Raw genomic sequence first — 17,851 nt, 5'->3', positions numbered from 1 at the left:
GTCAACCTCTCTATTTTTTATCATGAACAACAATATATTATCGAATATCCCCCTCGTTTGCCAACAAAGAAAAAGACCTGAACGTGCAGGTCTTTTAATGAACGAATGGAGGAACAAAATGTTTTGAAAATGACTGAATGTCAATACGGCCATTTTTATAGTAAATACCTAAAATATAATCTTCCTCTCCCCAAGTAGCCATTTGTAAGCATTGTTCAATTTTCACTTTATCATGAACGACCATTTTTGCTTTTTCTCGCTCAATCATTTCAGGTGTCCACTCATACTGTGGAACTTGTTTTGTGTTTTTAATAATTTTGATTTCAGCAATATCATCCGCTGTCACTCTCGCTTGTTGTAATAAACCGCGATCTTGTAGCCATTGTTCAACGAGATGGTACGATTTTCTCCACTCTATTCCTTGTTCTTCGTATTTTTCATACAAAATGCTAATTGTACCCCAACTGCGATTTATTGTTGTTTCATCAAATGTTTCGTGTAAAAGTTGTTGTTGTAAGACTGCTAAAAATGATTCAATATCATCACGATCTTGCAAGCGAACGACTTTATCTTCTGAACCAATTCTGATTTGTAAGACGTCTTTAAAATTCGTCTTACGTAAAATCGGATAATGATTCTTTTTGAACTCAATGGAATTAAAAATCGGCTTATAAAATTGATTGTATAAATTCGTTGGAACAGTATATTCGCGAACGATTCGTTCTCCATTTTTTAAGTCATAGCCGATAACAACGTTCCGTCTATCGTTGACTGGATATGTTCGTTGTTCAATAAGGTGTTGATGAAATAAATAAATATTTCTAATATTTTCCTTTTCGTAGTAAAAGGCATTTTCCTCGTCTATTTCATCGTTTTCAAAAAAGTATATGTGGTCACCGAAATATGCTCGTTCAATTTCGTTTAATGACGGTTGGTACGTCTTATATCCAAATAGATCAAATGTAAATAATAAACCAACGATACTCATAAATACCACATATCCCACGTATTCTTTCCAACGACTAAATACACGCCACGTTTTTGCTAAAATCATGCGGGCGATGATGTAACCAAATAATGATGAAGATACGTATCCAAAAATCACCCAACTCATCTTTTGCTGCATCTGTCCAAAATATGCTCCACCGACAAGCATGACACAAAACGTGAAACCGTATGTAAATACCGGGCGGAGTGGGCGAAAGACAATCGCATCTGTTGCCATTTCAATATGTCGTTTTTTGTACAACCATACACTCAGTCCATAAAACATAAAAGTCAGCACAGTATATATCAATATTTCGAGCGGTTGGATTTGTTTTGTTGACCAATTTAGTGCCTGAATAAAAGGAACTATTTCATTCAAGCTAGAAGATAAATAATATTCGTATGCAAAGCCGTACAAAAAATATTTCAAATTAAATATAAGTAGAATAAATATTCCAGCAGGGAAGAAAAAGAGAATGTAAGCGAACATGCCTTGCAAAATGGACATGCCAGTGAGCATCCCAACAAACACGGCTCCAGAAAATAATAATAAATTCATTGAAACGGTACTAACAAACCAAATAGCTACATGTTTAAATGAATATAAAGAAATCGGAAGGAATGGCTTCATCATGATTAAACATACTGCAATGACTGCGACGGGTACGATTAAAATAATCATTCCAACAACAATATGTTGAAGAAATAGCACCTCCCGTTTAATTGGTAGACTATGCATGTAGTCAGCCGATAGCTTCACTTGCATATAACGAAATAAAAAAATAGCGAGCAAAATGGGAAGTGTGAACATAAGCGAAAACTGAATGACACTTCCAATATCAAATATGCGCCCTGTTTGATGATGCATAAGCCAATCTTTGTTTTCGCTCATCATAAAAATATGAATAGGCAAAGTAAAAAGTAAACCGACGAGATAAATAATCGAGACCCATCCAACGTTGCGAACAATTTGAGTAAATATTCCACGATTAAACAAGAATGTTTTCAATGGCATATCCTTGTTCCCCCATTTCATAAATAAATATTTCTTCTAACGTTAGTGGTAATAAATCAAACAAAATTGGCTCATGTTTCTGAATATGTGCAATGATTTGTTCTTCTTCCCCACGAACGATACAAAGTAAAACGCTACCACGTTGTTCTTGGTAAACGACATCTATATGTTGTAGAAAAGAAAAAGGAATTTGTCCTTGGAACGCTACCTGCACTTTATGAATGTTTGTTTTCAAGTTATCTAGCTCTTTTTCAATGATGAGCGAACCGTGGTGTAACATGCCAATACGGTCACATAAATCTTCTACTTCAAATAAGTTGTGCGAAGAAATAACAACGGTCATTTCTCTTTCTGCTACGTCCTGAAATAAAATGTTTTTCACTTTTTGTCTCATGACAGCATCTAGTCCATCAAGTGGTTCGTCTAAAATAAGCACATCGGGCATAGTAGAAAATGCTAACCAAAATGCAACTTGTCGCTGCATTCCTTTTGACATGCGGTGAATTTTTTTGTTTACGTCAATTGGGAATAGTTCTTGCATGTTGCGGAAACGTTCTTCGCTCCATTTTGGATATATATGACGATAAAAGTCAGCCATTTGTCGAATTGTTGTATGTGGGAAGAAATAGAGTGCATCAGGTAAAAAAATGATTCGTTCTTTTTGCTTAATGTTTTCGAAAATTGGCTCACCATCAATAGTAATCGTTCCTTTGTCTTGTTTATAAATACCTGCAATCATTTTCATCAGCGTTGTTTTTCCAGCACCATTTGATCCAAGTAACCCATAGATCGACCCTTTTGTGACGGAAAATGTTACATCTTTAATCGCCTCTAATTCTCCAAATCGCTTGCTTACATGATTAATTTGAATCAAGTTCCTCTCCTCCTCGCATCGCACGTTCTGCGCGTTCAACAATCGAAAAAATTTGCTCTTTTTTTACCCCGATATAAAATGCTTCTTGACATAGTTTGAATATACTTTCTTCTAGCTGTTTTACTTTTTCATCGTAAATCGCCTCTTTTTTATTAGCAACAAAACTCCCTTTCCCGGGAATAGAGTAAATGTACCCTTCTCTTTCTAATTCTCGATATGCTTTTTGAATCGTATTTGGATTAATGGTTAACTGTTTAGCGAGCAAACGAACAGATGGCAGTTGCTCATTCGGTTTCAGAACATCGTGAATAATCATTTCTTTCATTTTTTCGATCAGTTGTTCATAAATCGGTTTTCGGCTTCGTAAATCAAGATCAAACATATCGTCCCCCCTTTCTTTTCCGTACTAACTGTAATAAGTGTATTATATTAAATAATACGGTTGTTGTAAATAGTTTCTAAAAAAATAAAAAAGCCGCCAGAAAGGCAGCTTTTTAGTTATGACTATGTCCGTCTTGTTTCATATCCCCATTGTCATGGTCATGTTGATCCATACTGTCAACATGACCATCATTTTTATTTTGCATCATTTGTTTCTTTTTCATATAACGCTCATGAGCAACTTGATCAACATCTTCCCAAGATACAATCGTTGCATTCGGTTGTTCGCTTACAAATTTTTCAGCGTCTTCTTTCTTCGCAAAAAACGCATATCCGTAGTTCATCGGTGTCTTAATGTCAGCTTTCACCACTGTCGCGTTTTGTAATTCAATCCATTCTAATGTGTTGTAATCGCGTACATATTTCTTTGCAGCTTCCCCGTGATCGCGCTCATAGTTAAATAAACATCCGATGTCATCAAAAAACAAGACGTCACCGTTTTCTGTCGCAGATTTCGCTGTAAATTTGCCGAGTTCATGTTCTTTCGGATATACTTTCATGTTACAAAACACACATACAGTGTTTTCATCAGGTTCAGCCATTGCTGCTTTCGCAAATACATCTTCTTCATTTGACTGTTCCTTGTTTTGTTCTGTTTGTTTTTCCTCTGTTTGTTTTGTTTCTTCTTGCTTTTCCTCCGCTTGATTGTTACATCCTGCTAGAGCGAGGAAAAGTGCACCGATTAACAGTACGATCCATTTTTTCATTACTAACGATCCCCCTTATTTTCATTCAATCCGTAAGCTAGTATAGTACACAATTGTGAAATTTATTTGAGAAGGTTGTGTAGAAAATGAAAAAAAGCGGCATTACACCGCTTTTTCTGTAAAATAATGCTTATAATATCCCCCGACTTTGCCTCGATTATCGATAATAAAATAAAAGTCATCTGTTTCATTTTTTACTTCATACTCTCTACCTGGTGTTAACACGTTATGTACGATGTACTTTTCGGCATTTGTATGGTTACATACAACCGTTTTTATCGTTGGTCTTTCATGCCAGTTTAAATGAATCATCATTGATTCCTCCTTCAAGATCCTTTATATTTATTTAAAAATTTAGCAAGTTCATGTAGCGCTTGTAATACCGCAAAATGTTTATCGTTTCCGCTTGCTTGCGCTGTAGCCACATCTTTAAATTTGGCGTGCGCTTCGTACGACCCGTTCTTTTTATATACATCTACTCGTACAGTTCCCCTTGGGTGCGGAACGATAAAAAACTCTATTTGCTTCATTTATTCTCCCCACCTTTAATGTCAATCGTTTATTTAATTTAATAATAGTAAAAAAGACATCATTTTAAAAGCATTGTTTTACGTGAAGAAAAAAATGTACGATTTACGTTTTTAATCAAGGCGACGAATTGCGTATCCAGATTCGATCAACACGCGCTGAATTTGATCAATATGCTCCCTATTTTTTGTTTCGAGGGAAAATCGCACTTCTGCTTGCCCTGGAAGAACGTTTGTCCCCATTCGTTGATGATCAATGGACATGACGTTCGCTTCTAAATCGGCAATAATGCGCAACAATTTATTTAACTGTCCTGGTTTGTCAGAAATGACTGTCGAAAATGTGACGAATCGTCCTGATTCAACGAGCCCTCGTTCAATAATTCGTGAAATGAGTGTGACATCGACATTTCCACCACTTAAAATGGCTACAATATTTTTTCCTTCAAGTGGGATTTTTTTATACAATAAAGCTGCTAGTGAGCAAGCCGCTGATCCTTCAACGAGCAATTTATTTCGTTCGAGTAAATATAACATTGTTCGTGAAATATCTGTTTCTTCCACACAAACGATATCATCGACATATTTCTGTATGTACGAAAATGCCAAATCCCCAATGCGCTTAACAGCAATCCCGTCCGCAATTGTATTTGATGGAGTAATGATAATCGGTTGATTATGTTGTTTAGCTGCTGTTGTGCTGGCACAAGCAGCGGATTCAACGCCGTATACGCGAATAGCTGGATTTTTTTGTTTCATCGCAATCGCTATACCAGCTAGCAATCCCCCACCCCCAACCGGACAAACCACTGCATCAATATCGTCCAGTTGTCCGAATAATTCTAGTCCGATCGTTCCTTGTCCGGCAATGACAGCTGGATCGTCAAAAGGGTGAACAAACGTTGCGCCTGTTTCTTGTTGAAGTTTGCGAGCATATTCTAACGATTCGTCAAACACATCCCCGTGTAAAATGACATTTGCCCCGTAGCTTTGCGTTGCTTGAATTTTACTTAATGGCGCCCCTTTAGGCATGACGATTGTGCACGGAATGCCAATCATGTTGCTTGAATAGGCTACTCCTTGTGCGTGATTACCCGCTGAAGCTGCGATAACTCCTCGACTTTTTTCCTCATCACTTAACAACATAATTTTGTTGTAAGATCCTCGCACTTTAAATGAACCTGTTTTCTGTAAATTTTCTAACTTCATGTATACACGATTATTCGATAAACGACTAAATGTTTGTGAAAATTCAAGAGGCGTTTTGTGAACGACTGTTCTCATTCGTTGTTGAGCTTCTTGAATATGTTGTAGCGTAATCAATAGTTTTCATCCTCCTTTGTGTCTCCTTTATTATATTTGATTGACAGATCCGTATGCAATTCTGTCTTGTTTTCTTTTTCTTTTTTATTGATTATTTAGAACATGGTTTTATTATAAAAATTAGCCCAAAAAAATTGCTATGCACAAAGCATAGCCTATAAGCCGGCTGATTTTTGCAGGCGCTTAGCAATTTCAAGAAAGTCCTCGTATGAAATACCAGGGGCAAATGTTTCCTCCACTGCTTCTAAATCTGGAATTGGGGCACCTGCTGGCGTCCCTTGAATGACTTCGAGTTGTCCTCCATCAAGCGGATGTGTTCCTTTCCAAATTTGTTTAACATCTTGAAAATCATGTTCGCTAAACGTATATAGTCTTCTATGCCACCCTTGCGCCTCGTACTTTCTTGCCGCATCAAATTTATCGTTACTTAAATTCGGAATTGGCAACATTTTTGTGACATCCACCCCTGTAACAATTTGAAGCGCTTTGGCATAAGCGATAACATGCACACCTCCTCGGACAAGTAAATAGCCGATCATTTCTCGTGCGACTGGATGATCGGTCATCTCATATACTCTCATTTTATGTGTACGCGCCCCACACTCTAAAAAGAAATTGTGCAACAAATCTAATACTAAATTCCCACTATTGAACACGTAGTCACCTGACCACGATTTTCCCATCGAATCTCCTGGCAATGCTGTTTGTGCAGTTGCAATAAAATGATACGTATTTCGTTGATCTACCCCGTTTTGCATTGGCGTAATATCTGGGGCACCTTCATGCGTTGTTCCTGTTAAACATAAGTTTATAGCTGTTGTAACGAGCTCCACATGACCTAATTCTTCTGCAGTAATACTTGCAACTAAATCGTAAAAAGGCTTCAATTTTTTCTTTTCCCGAAAATTGAATGACTGAAACAAGTAATTGTTTAATGTTGACATTTCTCCAAACTTTCCACCGAGTAACTCTTGAACGGCCGCTGCGGCATTAGCGTCCGCATACGTAGATTTTGGCAACTCAATTTGAAGCTTGTTTATTCTTGTAAACATCAAGTCCCCTCCTTTTTATTTCGGCATAATCCAAACGATTTGCTGGATGCGAACAAAAAAGAAGGTATCGCTACTTTTTAACACAATATGATCAGGCTTTACATCTTGAATAACACCTTGCACATTTCCTCGCACCGTTTCAATGATGACTTCTTTTCCTCTAATTGTTTGTAATGTTTGATAAACATAAGGATCGATGAAAGACATAAACTGAGGTGTCATCTTCTTCCCTCCTTCTCGTTTATTCTTTTCCATCTTATTCTCCTGTTTCGTTATTTATCACACTTTTCATTTAGAACATAGTTTTATAAAATTTTATTTACATACTAGTCAATTTTGCGTTAAACTTCAACATAGGAATAGTGAAATGAGGAGTTAGAAGGATGGAAAGTCATGAACAACTAAAACAAAAAATAAATGAGCTCGAGGAAGAAATACGGTTATATAAACGCTTTGTGGAACACATTTCTTTTCCGTTTTCATACGTTGATTATGAACTCGGAAAAGTAATAAAAAAAGAAAGAAATATTCCCTCTGCAACGATTGAAACAATAGAGAAGGAAGAGAAAAGAACACCCATTTTGCAATGGAATATTGATTTACAAAAAGACTATCCATTTGAACAAGTGGAACAATTTTTAGCCCCTATTTTTGACCTTGTTTCTCATCATATTGTTTTCGTTGACGCTGAAGGAAAAATTACATTATGTAACTTACAGGCAGCAAACGATGTTGGAGTAAACCGAGATGATATGATCGGCAAACATATTCGCGAATTGTTAAACATCCCAGATGAACAAATTATGACGTTAAAAACATTGCGAACGAAGCAGCCACTTTACAATTGTGAAGTGCTCGATCGATATTACGGGATTATTAATACGCGCATTTTATATAACGAAGATGGGTCGATTAAACGTGTGATTAGTATGTTTCAATCGCTTAATCAAATAAAAGAAGCAGAGAAACTAGCGATCGCTGGCCGGATTGCTGCCGGGATTGCTCACGAAATTCGAAATCCTTTAACGACAGTAAGAGGGTATTTACAGTTTTTAAAAGAACAACTACCTGAACATATCGTTACTCTCATTGATCAACTTCTCATTCCAGAACTCGATCGAGCAAATGATATTATTACAGATTTTTTAAACGTTGCAAAACCGAGCGAAGTAAAAGCAGAATGGATTGGAATAAACGAATTTATTCGACATGATTTAGATCTTTTGTTACAAAGTGAAGCGCTTCTTCATAACGTAGAGCTTTCGTATCATTTAGATGAAAAACTACAACAATACGTTGTTAACATTGACAAAAATCAATTGTTGCAAGTGTTTATTAACTTATTTCGCAATGCGATTGAAGCAAAAACGGAAAAATCGTTGCGGGTAGACATTGAAACGAAATTGCACAATAATCTCGTTCAAATTTATGTGCATGATAATGGACCTGGTATCCCTTCTACCATTATCCATCACGTTTTCGATCCATTTTTTTCAACAAAATCAGCAGGAACAGGTCTTGGTTTATCTTTGTCACGAAAAATTATTGAACTGCATAAAGGCTCGATGCGTGTTCAAAGCGAATTCGGGAATGGTTCATGTTTTATTATTGAATTGCCGGCTTATTCAAAAAATGAGGCTGCAATCTAGCAGCCTCATTTTTACGCTTCTTTTTTCCACTCAATTTGTTTTTCTTTCCAACATTGCACTTGATGGTCTACACCAATATTTCGTGCATAAAATACCGGATTTTTTCCTTGTTTTCGTTGTGTGACATAGTCTTGTAATGCCGCGAAAGCGACTCGACCAAGTAAGAAAATCGAAACTAAGTTCACGATAACCATAAACGCCATAAATAAATCTGCTAAATCCCAAACGATTTGAATGCTCGATATGGATCCCCAAATGACCATAGCTAATACCGCAAGTCGATATACGAGCAATGACGCTTTGCTTGAACGAATAAATTCAATATTTGTTTCGCCGTAATAATAGTTTCCGATAATTGAACTATATGCAAATAAAAATACACTCACTGCAACAAATCCTTTTGCCCACTCACCAATATGTGTGCTCAATGCCGTTTGTGTCAAGGTAATACCATCAAGACCTTCTTTCATATAATCGCCTGATAATAAAATCATAAATGCTGTTGCACTACAAACAACTAACGTATCAACAAATACACCTAATGTTTGAATGAAACCTTGTTTTACTGGATGGGAAACTTCTGCTGTCGCTGCTGCGTTCGGCGCACTACCCATTCCAGCTTCATTTGAGAATAAGCCGCGCTTAATTCCCATCATAATTGCCGCACCAAAGCCTCCACCAACTGCTTGTTCAATACCAAATGCATTTTTAAAAATTAAAGAAAATACTGCTGGCAACTCCGTTATGTTCGTTAAGACAACATAAAACGCAATCAATAAATACAAACTCGCCATCACTGGAACGATAATAGACGATGCTTTCGCTACACGATGCACACCACCAAAAATAATAAAGGCGGTTAAAATAGTAAGTACAATACCGATCACTGTACGATCCATTTGAAACGCGTGCTCAAATGCAAATGTAATTGTATTTGCTTGAACAGAGTTAAATACAAGACCGAATGAGAACGTAATTAAAATGGCAAACAATATACCGAGCCAACGTTTTTTCAATCCTTGCTCAATATAATATGCCGGACCGCCACGATAACCGTTTCCATCTTTCACTTTATAAATTTGGGCGAGTGTGCTTTCCACAAAGCTTGACGCACCACCAATTAAAGCGATCAACCACATCCAAAATACTGCACCAGGTCCGCCAACGGAAATCGCTAACGCAACGCCTGCTAAGTTACCTGTTCCAACGCGAGATGCTGTGCTCATGAAAAACGCTTGGAGCGACGAAATCGCACCTGTTTTTTCCGGCGCCTCTGTAATGACACGGAACATTTCACCGAAATAACGAAATTGAACAAATTTTGTACGGAATGTAAAATACAATCCGACGACAATTAAAAGAGCGATAAGAACATACGACCATAATATGTTGTTTAAAAATGATACAATCGTTTGTAATAATTGCATGCTCGTCACCTCACCTGATGTTTATAATAAAAAACGACTTTTTTAATGTAACAAAACTTAACATGAAAAGCAAGAGGATTATCCATGAATATATGAAAATGATATGTTATAATATCGTTTGTTCATATTTTTCACATGTATTCGGAGGAGCAAATGAAAGAAACATATACGGTAAAAGAAAAAATAAAGCAGTTTTTACATATATTATTTCCTATTTTTCTTACGCAAATAAGCTTATATATGATGAACTTTTTTGATGTGACGATGACAGGGAAATATAGCGCAGTTGATTTGGCAGGTGTAGCCATTGGCTCAAACATTTGGGTCGCTATATCTACGGGAATCGGAGGTATATTAACCGGTTTAACCCCAATTGTTTCCCAAGCGTTTGGAGCGAAAGACCACGAGCGTATTTCTCGAACCGTTGAACAAGCGATATACTTAGCGGCCGTCTTTGCTTTCTTTGTGTTTACGCTCATTTATTTTTTCGTTCCTATTTTATTGGAAAACATGCCAATCGAGCATGATGTTCAAATCGTTGCTTATCAATATTTACAAGCATTATGTATTGGTGTTGTCCCGATTTTTATTTATCATGTTCTTCGTTCATTTATCGATGCACTTGGTCGAACGAATGTAACAATGATGTTAACGCTATGCTCGTTGCCATTAAACATTTTATTGAATGATATATTCATTTTCGGACGATGGGGTATCCCTGCATTCGGTGGAGTAGGAGCAGGATACGCCACAAGCATAACGTATTGGTGCTTACTGTTATGTGCATTTTTGCTCGTTCGCTTTCGTAAACCTTTCGCAACATACAATATACTAAAAAAACTTCATCCGATATCATTTTCTATTTGGAAACAATTATTTTTGATCGGCACACCGATTGGATTAGCTATCTTTTTTGAAACGAGCATTTTCTCGGCTGTTACTTTGTTGATGAGTCAATTTGGAACAGCAACGATTGCAGCTCATCAAGCAGCGTTAAACTTCGGTTCCCTTTTATATATGATTCCACTAAGCGTTTCCCTTACTTTAACCATTATTGTTGGTTTTGAAGTAGGAGCGAAGCGGTTAGAACATGCGAAGCGGTACTGTATCATCGGTATTTGTTCTGCTGTGATGATGGCTATTGTTGCCTCTATCGTCCTATTGCTGTTTCGAGAAGCGATTGCTTCCTTATATACGAATGATGCACTTGTTTTACAATGGACGAAACGTTTTTTGTTATACGTTTTATTTTTCCAATTCTCTGATGCCGTTGCAGCACCTATTCAAGGGGCATTACGTGGATACAAAGACGTTCGCTTTCCATTTTTTATTGCACTCGTATCGTATTGGTTAATTGGTTTACCGGTTGGATACGTCTTCACTCACTATACAACCGCCGGGCCGTTTGGGTATTGGCTCGGTCTTATTGCTGGTTTAGCTTCCGGCGCCATACTATTGTTCATACGACTAATCCAAAAATGGAAACATGCATAAAAGCAAGAGGGAAATCCCTCTTGCTCTTTAGCACCAAGCCGCACCGACGATAATTAACAAAATAAATAATACGACGATAAGCACAAATGTTTTTCCGTATCCTGGATAACCGTAACCGTATCCATAGCCATATCCGTACATCACGTATTTCCCCCTCTATTGTTAATTAATAACCCCAGCCACCAATATAAGCACTACCAACAATAATTAGCAAAATAAACAATACAACAATTAACGCAAAGCCACCACCATGATGATGTCCTCCACTCATCTTTTGACACCTCCTTCTTGTACTAACAACCTATTCAACCGCTAAGTAAAACGTTATAGTTTTTAAAAAAATGGGTGAAAAAACGCCTGTTCACGAGACAGGCGCTAGTTCATCACTGGTAATATTCCCTATAGTACGTACGCAGATAGTGCATAAATGACTCCAATTGTTCTGCTTTCCATTTTACAACTCCTCTCCCATCTCAATCCCCACGGAAAACATTCTCTTGTTCATACGGCTCAATATGAACGTGGGCACGGACAACTCCATACTTTTTTTCGAGCAAGCGCTCAACTTGATCGGCAATGTCATGACTTGTCACAACATTCAAATACGGGGCAACAGAAATCGTAACATCTATGACAATTTCATTCCCATACATTCTTCCTTTAATATCTACTACCTGTTTCACACCGTCAATGCGCTCAATTTCCTGTTTATATTGCTTTAACATTTCGTCATCAAACCCATCCGTCAACGTATGGGATGCTTCTTTAAAAATATCCCATGCTGTCTTGCAAATCATAAATCCAATAACAAAAGCTGTAACAGGATCAAGCCAAAGCATATGTAACTGAGCACCAATGACCCCAACAACCGTTCCTACACTAACGAGCACATCGGATAAATGGTCTTTCGCAGCAGCAGCAAGTGCTTGACTATTTGTAGCTATCGCTAAACGGTTGTTAAACATATATACAAAAAACATAAATACAGCTGAAGCACCTGCTGTCCATACCGCTATCCAATCTGGTTTCACATACTCCCCCTCTTTCAACGTTTGCCCTGCGTTTATCAATACATCCACTCCAATCGACATCATAATAAACGCCGCAATTAAAGACGAAATATGTTCCGCGCGTGAATGACCGTATGGATGGTTGTCATCCCGAGGTTTTTTTGCGATGAGCAGTCCAATTAAAATAGCGATAGAGGCGAGAATATCTGTAAAGTTATTCCACCCATCAGCTTTTAACGCCTCGGAATTTGACATATATCCGATGTATAACTTCCCTAAAGATAAGACGATATAAGAGCCAATGCTCACCCACGCCCCAAATTCAGGTTTCATTTTTGTCATCTGTTCCACCAACTTCTTCATCATTTTTTGCGTTATCATTGTACCAAGCATATATCATGTGGGTCTATAGCAACAAAATTGGCTCATCGAAGAACAGTAGGAAACAGGCAATAACATTGCCTTAGACCAAATTTATTGTTGACGAACGATTCATACATATGATAGATTGTTTAGTGTTTCATCACTCTACCAATTTATCAAACTAAAGTATTTTGGAGGTCACAATTATGAACGCTGTTGTCATCTCAGTACTCATCATGCTTATTCTTAGTTTACTGCGTATGAATGTCGTGTTTTCGTTATTGATCGCGTCATTAGTGGGAGGACTCATTGGAAATCTCAGTCTTTCTAAAACAGTTGAGGTGTTTTCAGAAGGACTAGGAAACAGCGCAGAAGTCGCTTTAAGTTATGCGTTGTTAGGTGGATTTGCCATTGCCATTTCGAAAACTGGCTTACCAAACGCTATTGTTCGCATGATTATAAAAATGGTCGGAAAACAAGGGGAGTCAAAAAGAAAGCAATATTCGAAAGCACTTGTTCTTCTCGTCATCTTATTCATGTCATGTTTTTCACAAAACTTAATTCCAATCCATATTGCGTTTATTCCTATTTTGATTCCGCCACTTTTGCACATTTTAAATGAGCTGCATGTGGATCGTCGGTTAGTCGCATCAATTATTACGTTTGGTTTGATTACTCCATATATGTGGTTACCGACTGGATTTGGGGCTATTTTCCATGACATTGTACAATCGAACATGGCTCAAAGTGGGCTAGTTGTTGCAAAATCGGATATTCCAAAAGCGATGTTTTTCCCTTCGCTCGGAATGATTGTTGGCTTACTCCTTGCTTTTTTTACGTATCGGAAACCGCGCACATATAAACAAATACAAATAGAAAGTCAAGAAACTCAATCGTTTCAACAACGAGGAGTATGGTTTGCGATCATCGCTGTCATTACTGCTTTAACCGTTCAACTTGTTCTTGACTCCATGATTTTTGGGGCGTTTGCAGGAATTGTTGTCATCTACTTAAGCGGATGCATTCGTTTAACTGAAGGTGATCGTTTATTGACAGAAGGCATGCGCATGATGGCGTTTATTGGATTTGTGATGTTAAGTGCTTCAGGGTTTGCAAATGTATTAAAACAAACGGGACATATTGAGAAACTTGTTGAGCAAGCAGCTTCTCTTATTGGCCATAACACCGCACTAGGCGCATTGCTTATGTTAATTGTCGGACTGCTTGTCACGATGGGAATTGGTTCTTCGTTTTCTACTGTTCCAATTATCGCAACCATTTTCGTTCCGCTTTGTATAAAGCTCGGACTGAGTCCAATGGCAACCATTGCGATTATTGGCGCTGCTGGTGCACTTGGTGATGCGGGATCACCTGCCTCAGACAGCACGCTCGGCCCAACATCAGGTTTAAACGTGGATGGTCAGCATCATCACATTTGGGATACATGCGTTCCAACGTTTATTCATTACAACATTCCGGTCATTATTTTCGCATGGATCGCAGCTATGATTTTATAAAAGGGGCTACTTTGTGTAGCTCCCTTTTTTGTCGAAATTTTATCGCACATTCCGACATTTTTTTTAAACAAGATATGTTAATGTATTGTAAAGTATATTTCAATTTTGTAAACACGAAGGAGGATGGAAATGATGCTTTCGCAATTCATCGGTCAAACAGAGGCAGCGATCCTTCGCTTCTCCATCTCACTATTGACGGAAATCGAATTAAAAATTAAGAAAAAACAAATTATTTCACAACATCAAGCAATGAAGTACGCCAAACATCAAATCGAATTATTTGTCAAACAGTTGCATTTGCGCCAAGCGCTAACCGCTGTATATCAATCGGAATTATACATTTACGTATCTAAAAAGTTAGCACATGTATTTGAACAATATCGTGTGCTCAAATGTGTATAACCTTATATTTTCTTTACGATTTGAAAATATTCTTCTAACGTAATTTGTTTCTCATAAATGACCTTGGCTGCTTTTTTACCAACATAGCGCAAATGCCAAGGTTCGTATTGATATTTCGTAATATGCTCCTTTCCTTTCGGATAACGAATAATAAAACCAAATTCATGAGCATGCTGGGCTACCCATTTCCCCTCTCGTGTGTCACCAAATGCAGGCGTAATCGCATATTGAACGCTTGGGCTTGTAATATCTATCGCTAATCCTGTTTGATGTTCACTTTTTCCCGGCATCGCAACGGCAACAACCGCTTTTTCTTTCCCTAATCGTTGAACTTCAGATACAAATAATTGTTGTTGCCTCTCATATGAACGATAGCCTGACACAGCATATAATATCATTTGTTGTTTTTTCGCTGCTGTAAACATTTCTTCCAATGCCTTGGCTGCTTCAGCACGCATATGGCGTTTTTCAACATCTGTTTCTCTGAACGTAAACGGAACATTTGGAATGACTAAGTCAGCCGGCTTGTAGTCGGCCGGTAATTGTTGTTCTTTATTTACTAAGACAAGCACGTTATCCGGATTAACAATCACTTTTACCCCGTTTTGCACTTCAACTTGATTCCAAAATTGTTCTTCAAGCACAAGTTCTTCTTGTTCCTGTTGTTCGGAAGGTGGTGTCGGTGTTTGAGGAGATGGTGCCGGCTCCTCAACTTGGACAGGAGGCTTAGACGGCTTTTGTTCTTGCTCAAGTGATCCAAATGATTGACACCCGCTAATTATTATCACAAAACAACATAACCATTTTTTCATCTTTTTCCCCTCACAATAGAAGAAAGCTCCGCGGGGAATGAGCCGCAGGAGCTTTCTCACTTATTGACGAATCGCTGTTTCAAGCGCAACTTCGATCATTTCATTAAATGTCGTTTGACGCTCTTCAGCTGTTGTTTCTTCCCCTGTTAAAATGTGATCACTTACCGTTAGGACGGATAACGCTTTTCTGCCAAATTTAGCAGCTAACGTATAAAGCGCTGTTGTTTCCATCTCTACTGCAAGTACACCGTAGCGTGCTAGTTTTTCAAACTGCGCATTTTCATTATAAAACATGTCAGCTGTAAATACACTACCAACTTTTAGTTGCAATCCTTTTTCTTTTCCAATTTCATATGCTGTTTTCAGCAAGTCGAAGTTAGCCGTTGGAGCGTAATCAATTCCTCCGAACGTCATGCGATTCATCTGTGAATCCGTTGACGATGCCATTGCTAAAATGACGTCACGAACTTTCACATCTTTTTGAATCGCACCGCACGTTCCGACACGAATTAATGTTTGAACGTTATAGCTTTGCATAAGTTCTGTAATATAAATAGAGATGGATGGAACACCCATACCTGTTCCTTGAACGGAAATACGATGGCCTTTATATGTACCTGTGAACCCAAGCATACCACGAACTTGATTATAACAAGTAGCTCCCTCTAAAAACGTTTCTGCAATGTACTTTGCGCGAAGCGGATCTCCAGGAAGTAAAATTTTATCCGCAATTTCATGTTCTTTTGCACCAATATGAACGCTCATATGTATCCTCCTTTAGCCTTTATCGCTGCATATATACTATACCACACTCTTATATTTCGCTAAAGCATTGTTTTTCATGTATAAAAAAAGAGGGGCGTCCCCTCGTCCTTATTATGATATTTTTCGAAAATACTTCGGTTTTACATATAAAACTTTTTTATCTTCGCTCACAACATATTTTTTCTTCGCTTGCTCGTAATGTTCATATATTAAATAGCAAACAACGTAAATCGGCAACATCGCCTCTAAAGACGCTAAATATATAAGATAAAATGGGTGTGCGTTCGTTTCAAACATTCCGCTAAACACATAGTAAGCGCTTGCAATAACAACGTTAGTGATACTAATATTTGCGAAATGAAGGAAGAAAATTTTCTTTCTCCGCCCAATTAATCGCTCTAATTCAAATTTAATAAACAAAGAACAAAAAATAGCAATAATTCCAACAATCGAAGAAATCATAAACGCAAACATCGCTTTTCCCACCCCATATGTATATTTTTTATGTTCTTGTCGATGCTAATGGATGTAACTACATGTAAAGGAGGGTTACGATTGGGAAAAAAACATCGCAACCGCATTAATAGTCCGAAAAAAAACAATCATGTTCCAAAAGATACGTTAATTGCTGAAGCTGAAGCACACGATAAAGAGTATAGTGCCGAGAAACGAAAAAAATAATCCCCTTGTGCACAAGGGGAATTTTTTATCATACTCTAACCTTGTGCTAATTGTCTATATACAATATAGCACAATTTTGTGAACATTTAAAGACATTTTTTAACGCACATGCATACGGTGAATACGTTCCCATCCATCCGAACTTAAACGATAAAAAAATTGACCGTATATTCCTTCATCAATAAGCAATATATCACCTGTACTAACATATCGCGCACGATAATCTTTCGGTACTAAGTCTGGAACATTAAACATTCGATAAACTTCAGCTAATACGTCATCGTGATCTTCTCCATTTACCGTCAACCGATATACTTGACGATATCCTTTCGTTTGACCAAATTGCGGAGTTTGAAATAACGTTACATCATAGCATTGTGTCGATTTTAATATTTTCCCCATAAGCATGCGAATCACTAACATCCACCCCTCTTTTTTTCTTTACGTAACTATTAGCGATTCGTTTTGTCGATTCCTTTTGCATTTTTTTACTATTTTTGTCGAACCACTAGTGTCGCATTAAAATAATTTAACACCTTTAAATAAACCGAATTTTCTGAAATATAATCCAAACACAAAAAAATCCTTTATAATGGTTGGGTGGTAGTAAACCATCCAAATCCAATACAAAGGACAAAACCATGGATAAGTTTACACGAAAAACATCATTTGAACAATGGTTTTCACCGATTAATCGTCCATTATTTGATGACCTAGTGAAAACACATCAATTAAATCACTATACCAAGAAACTTTATATGGCTTCATTTATGAAACTGCTTTTGTATGCCCAACTCCATGAAAC

The 17,851-nt window shown here is 37.5% G+C and carries 23 protein-coding genes; 6 read left to right on the top strand and 17 right to left on the bottom strand.

Annotated features, from left to right (window positions below):
* Window positions 1–94 precede the first annotated feature (94 nt).
* The 9 genes from JV16_RS12030 to JV16_RS11990 all read right to left on the bottom strand — a co-directional run bounded on the left by JV16_RS12030 (window position 95) and on the right by JV16_RS11990 (window position 7,148).
* Window positions 95–2,002, bottom strand: a complete 1,908-nt coding sequence (locus JV16_RS12030) for a DUF6449 domain-containing protein (RefSeq protein WP_042536029.1) — start codon at window positions 2,000–2,002, stop codon at window positions 95–97.
* Window positions 1,977–2,876: an ABC transporter ATP-binding protein gene (locus tag JV16_RS12025; protein WP_021094049.1), complete on the bottom strand. Its 900-nt coding sequence runs from the start codon at window positions 2,874–2,876 to the stop codon at window positions 1,977–1,979. The genes JV16_RS12030 and JV16_RS12025 overlap by 26 nt, the downstream gene beginning before the upstream one ends.
* Window positions 2,863–3,258: a GntR family transcriptional regulator gene (locus tag JV16_RS12020; protein WP_021094050.1), complete on the bottom strand. Its 396-nt coding sequence runs from the start codon at window positions 3,256–3,258 to the stop codon at window positions 2,863–2,865. The genes JV16_RS12025 and JV16_RS12020 overlap by 14 nt, the downstream gene beginning before the upstream one ends.
* A 112-nt stretch (window positions 3,259–3,370) precedes the next feature.
* Entirely contained in the window at window positions 3,371–4,024 is a 654-nt protein-coding gene (locus JV16_RS12015; protein WP_042536027.1) for a nitrous oxide reductase accessory protein NosL, read from the bottom strand.
* 102 nt (window positions 4,025–4,126) lie between these two features.
* Complete coding sequence (locus tag JV16_RS12010; RefSeq protein WP_035062968.1) at window positions 4,127–4,336, bottom strand: DUF6501 family protein; 210 nt, start codon at window positions 4,334–4,336, stop codon at window positions 4,127–4,129.
* A gap of 14 nt (window positions 4,337–4,350) precedes the next feature.
* Complete coding sequence (locus JV16_RS12005; RefSeq protein ID WP_021094053.1) at window positions 4,351–4,554, bottom strand: hypothetical protein; 204 nt, start codon at window positions 4,552–4,554, stop codon at window positions 4,351–4,353.
* A gap of 111 nt (window positions 4,555–4,665) precedes the next feature.
* On the bottom strand, window positions 4,666–5,874 hold the full coding sequence (gene ilvA, locus JV16_RS12000; protein ID WP_042536025.1) for a threonine ammonia-lyase: 1,209 nt from the start codon (window positions 5,872–5,874) through the stop codon (window positions 4,666–4,668).
* 155 nt (window positions 5,875–6,029) lie between these two features.
* Window positions 6,030–6,926, bottom strand: a complete 897-nt coding sequence (locus JV16_RS11995; protein WP_021094055.1) for a manganese catalase family protein — start codon at window positions 6,924–6,926, stop codon at window positions 6,030–6,032.
* A gap of 15 nt (window positions 6,927–6,941) precedes the next feature.
* A complete protein-coding gene (locus JV16_RS11990; RefSeq protein ID WP_035062942.1) occupies window positions 6,942–7,148 on the bottom strand; it encodes a YuzF family protein in 207 nt (68 codons plus the stop codon).
* Window positions 7,149–7,309: 161 nt separating this feature from the next.
* On the opposite strand from JV16_RS11990, the gene JV16_RS11985 reads away from it, so the two are divergent.
* A complete protein-coding gene (locus JV16_RS11985) occupies window positions 7,310–8,575 on the top strand; it encodes a two-component system sensor histidine kinase NtrB (RefSeq protein ID WP_042536023.1) in 1,266 nt (421 codons plus the stop codon).
* Between the two features lie 11 nt (window positions 8,576–8,586).
* On the opposite strand, the gene JV16_RS11980 is transcribed toward JV16_RS11985, so the two are convergent.
* Window positions 8,587–10,002, bottom strand: a complete 1,416-nt coding sequence (locus JV16_RS11980) for an alanine/glycine:cation symporter family protein (RefSeq protein WP_042536020.1) — start codon at window positions 10,000–10,002, stop codon at window positions 8,587–8,589.
* A gap of 153 nt (window positions 10,003–10,155) precedes the next feature.
* On the opposite strand from JV16_RS11980, the gene JV16_RS11975 reads away from it, so the two are divergent.
* Window positions 10,156–11,496, top strand: a complete 1,341-nt coding sequence (locus JV16_RS11975) for an MATE family efflux transporter (RefSeq protein WP_042536018.1) — start codon at window positions 10,156–10,158, stop codon at window positions 11,494–11,496.
* Between the two features lie 27 nt (window positions 11,497–11,523).
* Here JV16_RS11975 and JV16_RS15340 read toward each other — a convergent pair whose 3' ends face one another.
* From JV16_RS15340 to JV16_RS11970, 3 genes are all read right to left on the bottom strand, one after another.
* Complete coding sequence (locus JV16_RS15340; protein ID WP_006318569.1) at window positions 11,524–11,637, bottom strand: YjcZ family sporulation protein; 114 nt, start codon at window positions 11,635–11,637, stop codon at window positions 11,524–11,526.
* A gap of 25 nt (window positions 11,638–11,662) precedes the next feature.
* Window positions 11,663–11,767, bottom strand: a complete 105-nt coding sequence (locus JV16_RS15335; protein ID WP_021094060.1) for a YjcZ family sporulation protein — start codon at window positions 11,765–11,767, stop codon at window positions 11,663–11,665.
* Window positions 11,768–11,969: 202 nt separating this feature from the next.
* Window positions 11,970–12,848, bottom strand: coding sequence for a cation diffusion facilitator family transporter (locus tag JV16_RS11970; protein WP_042536016.1), 879 nt, complete (start codon window positions 12,846–12,848; stop codon window positions 11,970–11,972).
* Between the two features lie 227 nt (window positions 12,849–13,075).
* Here JV16_RS11970 and JV16_RS11965 point away from each other — a divergent pair, with 227 nt between their 5' ends.
* Both JV16_RS11965 and JV16_RS11960 read left to right on the top strand, forming a co-directional pair.
* Window positions 13,076–14,386, top strand: a complete 1,311-nt coding sequence (locus JV16_RS11965; RefSeq protein ID WP_042536013.1) for a Na+/H+ antiporter family protein — start codon at window positions 13,076–13,078, stop codon at window positions 14,384–14,386.
* Window positions 14,387–14,515: 129 nt separating this feature from the next.
* Window positions 14,516–14,788: a hypothetical protein gene (locus tag JV16_RS11960; protein ID WP_223249833.1), complete on the top strand. Its 273-nt coding sequence runs from the start codon at window positions 14,516–14,518 to the stop codon at window positions 14,786–14,788.
* A 2-nt stretch (window positions 14,789–14,790) separates the two neighbouring features.
* On the opposite strand, the gene JV16_RS11955 is transcribed toward JV16_RS11960, so the two are convergent.
* The 3 genes from JV16_RS11955 to JV16_RS11945 all read right to left on the bottom strand — a co-directional run bounded on the left by JV16_RS11955 (window position 14,791) and on the right by JV16_RS11945 (window position 16,839).
* Window positions 14,791–15,600 (bottom strand): M15 family metallopeptidase, encoded by an 810-nt coding sequence (locus tag JV16_RS11955; RefSeq protein WP_021094064.1) that lies wholly within the window; start codon window positions 15,598–15,600, stop codon window positions 14,791–14,793.
* 60 nt (window positions 15,601–15,660) lie between these two features.
* On the bottom strand, window positions 15,661–16,365 hold the full coding sequence (deoD, locus tag JV16_RS11950; RefSeq protein ID WP_004890338.1) for a purine-nucleoside phosphorylase: 705 nt from the start codon (window positions 16,363–16,365) through the stop codon (window positions 15,661–15,663).
* Window positions 16,366–16,476: 111 nt separating this feature from the next.
* Window positions 16,477–16,839, bottom strand: a complete 363-nt coding sequence (locus JV16_RS11945; RefSeq protein WP_021094065.1) for a hypothetical protein — start codon at window positions 16,837–16,839, stop codon at window positions 16,477–16,479.
* 81 nt (window positions 16,840–16,920) lie between these two features.
* Here JV16_RS11945 and JV16_RS16120 point away from each other — a divergent pair, with 81 nt between their 5' ends.
* A complete protein-coding gene (locus JV16_RS16120) occupies window positions 16,921–17,046 on the top strand; it encodes a hypothetical protein (protein ID WP_019417697.1) in 126 nt (41 codons plus the stop codon).
* Between the two features lie 99 nt (window positions 17,047–17,145).
* Here the strand turns inward: JV16_RS16120 and JV16_RS11940 are convergent, their stop codons facing one another.
* Window positions 17,146–17,469 (bottom strand): hypothetical protein, encoded by a 324-nt coding sequence (locus tag JV16_RS11940; protein ID WP_021094066.1) that lies wholly within the window; start codon window positions 17,467–17,469, stop codon window positions 17,146–17,148.
* Between the two features lie 218 nt (window positions 17,470–17,687).
* Between JV16_RS11940 and JV16_RS15330 the strand changes: the two genes are divergently transcribed.
* Window positions 17,688–17,851, top strand: a 164-nt coding sequence (locus JV16_RS15330) for a DUF4372 domain-containing protein (protein ID WP_152616128.1), incomplete at its 3' end; no start/stop codon positions are given.

This window comes from Anoxybacillus ayderensis, from assembly GCF_000833605.1.
Lineage (GTDB): Bacteria > Bacillota > Bacilli > Bacillales > Anoxybacillaceae > Anoxybacillus > Anoxybacillus ayderensis.
The sequence above is the reverse complement of the archived record's forward strand: the minus strand, read 5'-3'. Positions and strand labels throughout refer to the sequence as shown.

Excerpts from the sequence above, each read along its gene's own strand:
- JV16_RS12030 (WP_042536029.1), bottom strand. The coding sequence starts at position 2,002 with ATGCCATTGAAAACATTCTTGTTTAATCGTGGAATATTTACTCAAATT.
- JV16_RS12020 (WP_021094050.1), bottom strand. The coding sequence starts at position 3,258 with ATGTTTGATCTTGATTTACGAAGCCGAAAACCGATTTATGAACAACTG.
- JV16_RS12015 (WP_042536027.1), bottom strand. The coding sequence starts at position 4,024 with ATGAAAAAATGGATCGTACTGTTAATCGGTGCACTTTTCCTCGCTCTA.
- JV16_RS12010 (WP_035062968.1), bottom strand. The coding sequence starts at position 4,336 with ATGATTCATTTAAACTGGCATGAAAGACCAACGATAAAAACGGTTGTA.
- JV16_RS12005 (WP_021094053.1), bottom strand. The coding sequence starts at position 4,554 with ATGAAGCAAATAGAGTTTTTTATCGTTCCGCACCCAAGGGGAACTGTA.
- JV16_RS11995 (WP_021094055.1), bottom strand. The coding sequence starts at position 6,926 with ATGTTTACAAGAATAAACAAGCTTCAAATTGAGTTGCCAAAATCTACG.
- JV16_RS11990 (WP_035062942.1), bottom strand. The coding sequence starts at position 7,148 with ATGACACCTCAGTTTATGTCTTTCATCGATCCTTATGTTTATCAAACA.
- JV16_RS11985 (WP_042536023.1), top strand. The coding sequence starts at position 7,310 with ATGGAAAGTCATGAACAACTAAAACAAAAAATAAATGAGCTCGAGGAA.
- JV16_RS11980 (WP_042536020.1), bottom strand. The coding sequence starts at position 10,002 with ATGCAATTATTACAAACGATTGTATCATTTTTAAACAACATATTATGG.
- JV16_RS11975 (WP_042536018.1), top strand. The coding sequence starts at position 10,156 with ATGAAAGAAACATATACGGTAAAAGAAAAAATAAAGCAGTTTTTACAT.
- JV16_RS15340 (WP_006318569.1), bottom strand. The coding sequence starts at position 11,637 with ATGTACGGATATGGCTATGGATACGGTTACGGTTATCCAGGATACGGA.
- JV16_RS15335 (WP_021094060.1), bottom strand. The coding sequence starts at position 11,767 with ATGAGTGGAGGACATCATCATGGTGGTGGCTTTGCGTTAATTGTTGTA.
- JV16_RS11970 (WP_042536016.1), bottom strand. The coding sequence starts at position 12,848 with ATGACAAAAATGAAACCTGAATTTGGGGCGTGGGTGAGCATTGGCTCT.
- JV16_RS11965 (WP_042536013.1), top strand. The coding sequence starts at position 13,076 with ATGAACGCTGTTGTCATCTCAGTACTCATCATGCTTATTCTTAGTTTA.
- JV16_RS11960 (WP_223249833.1), top strand. The coding sequence starts at position 14,516 with ATGATGCTTTCGCAATTCATCGGTCAAACAGAGGCAGCGATCCTTCGC.
- JV16_RS11955 (WP_021094064.1), bottom strand. The coding sequence starts at position 15,600 with ATGAAAAAATGGTTATGTTGTTTTGTGATAATAATTAGCGGGTGTCAA.
- deoD (WP_004890338.1), bottom strand. The coding sequence starts at position 16,365 with ATGAGCGTTCATATTGGTGCAAAAGAACATGAAATTGCGGATAAAATT.
- JV16_RS11945 (WP_021094065.1), bottom strand. The coding sequence starts at position 16,839 with ATGTTTGCGTTTATGATTTCTTCGATTGTTGGAATTATTGCTATTTTT.
- JV16_RS11940 (WP_021094066.1), bottom strand. The coding sequence starts at position 17,469 with ATGTTAGTGATTCGCATGCTTATGGGGAAAATATTAAAATCGACACAA.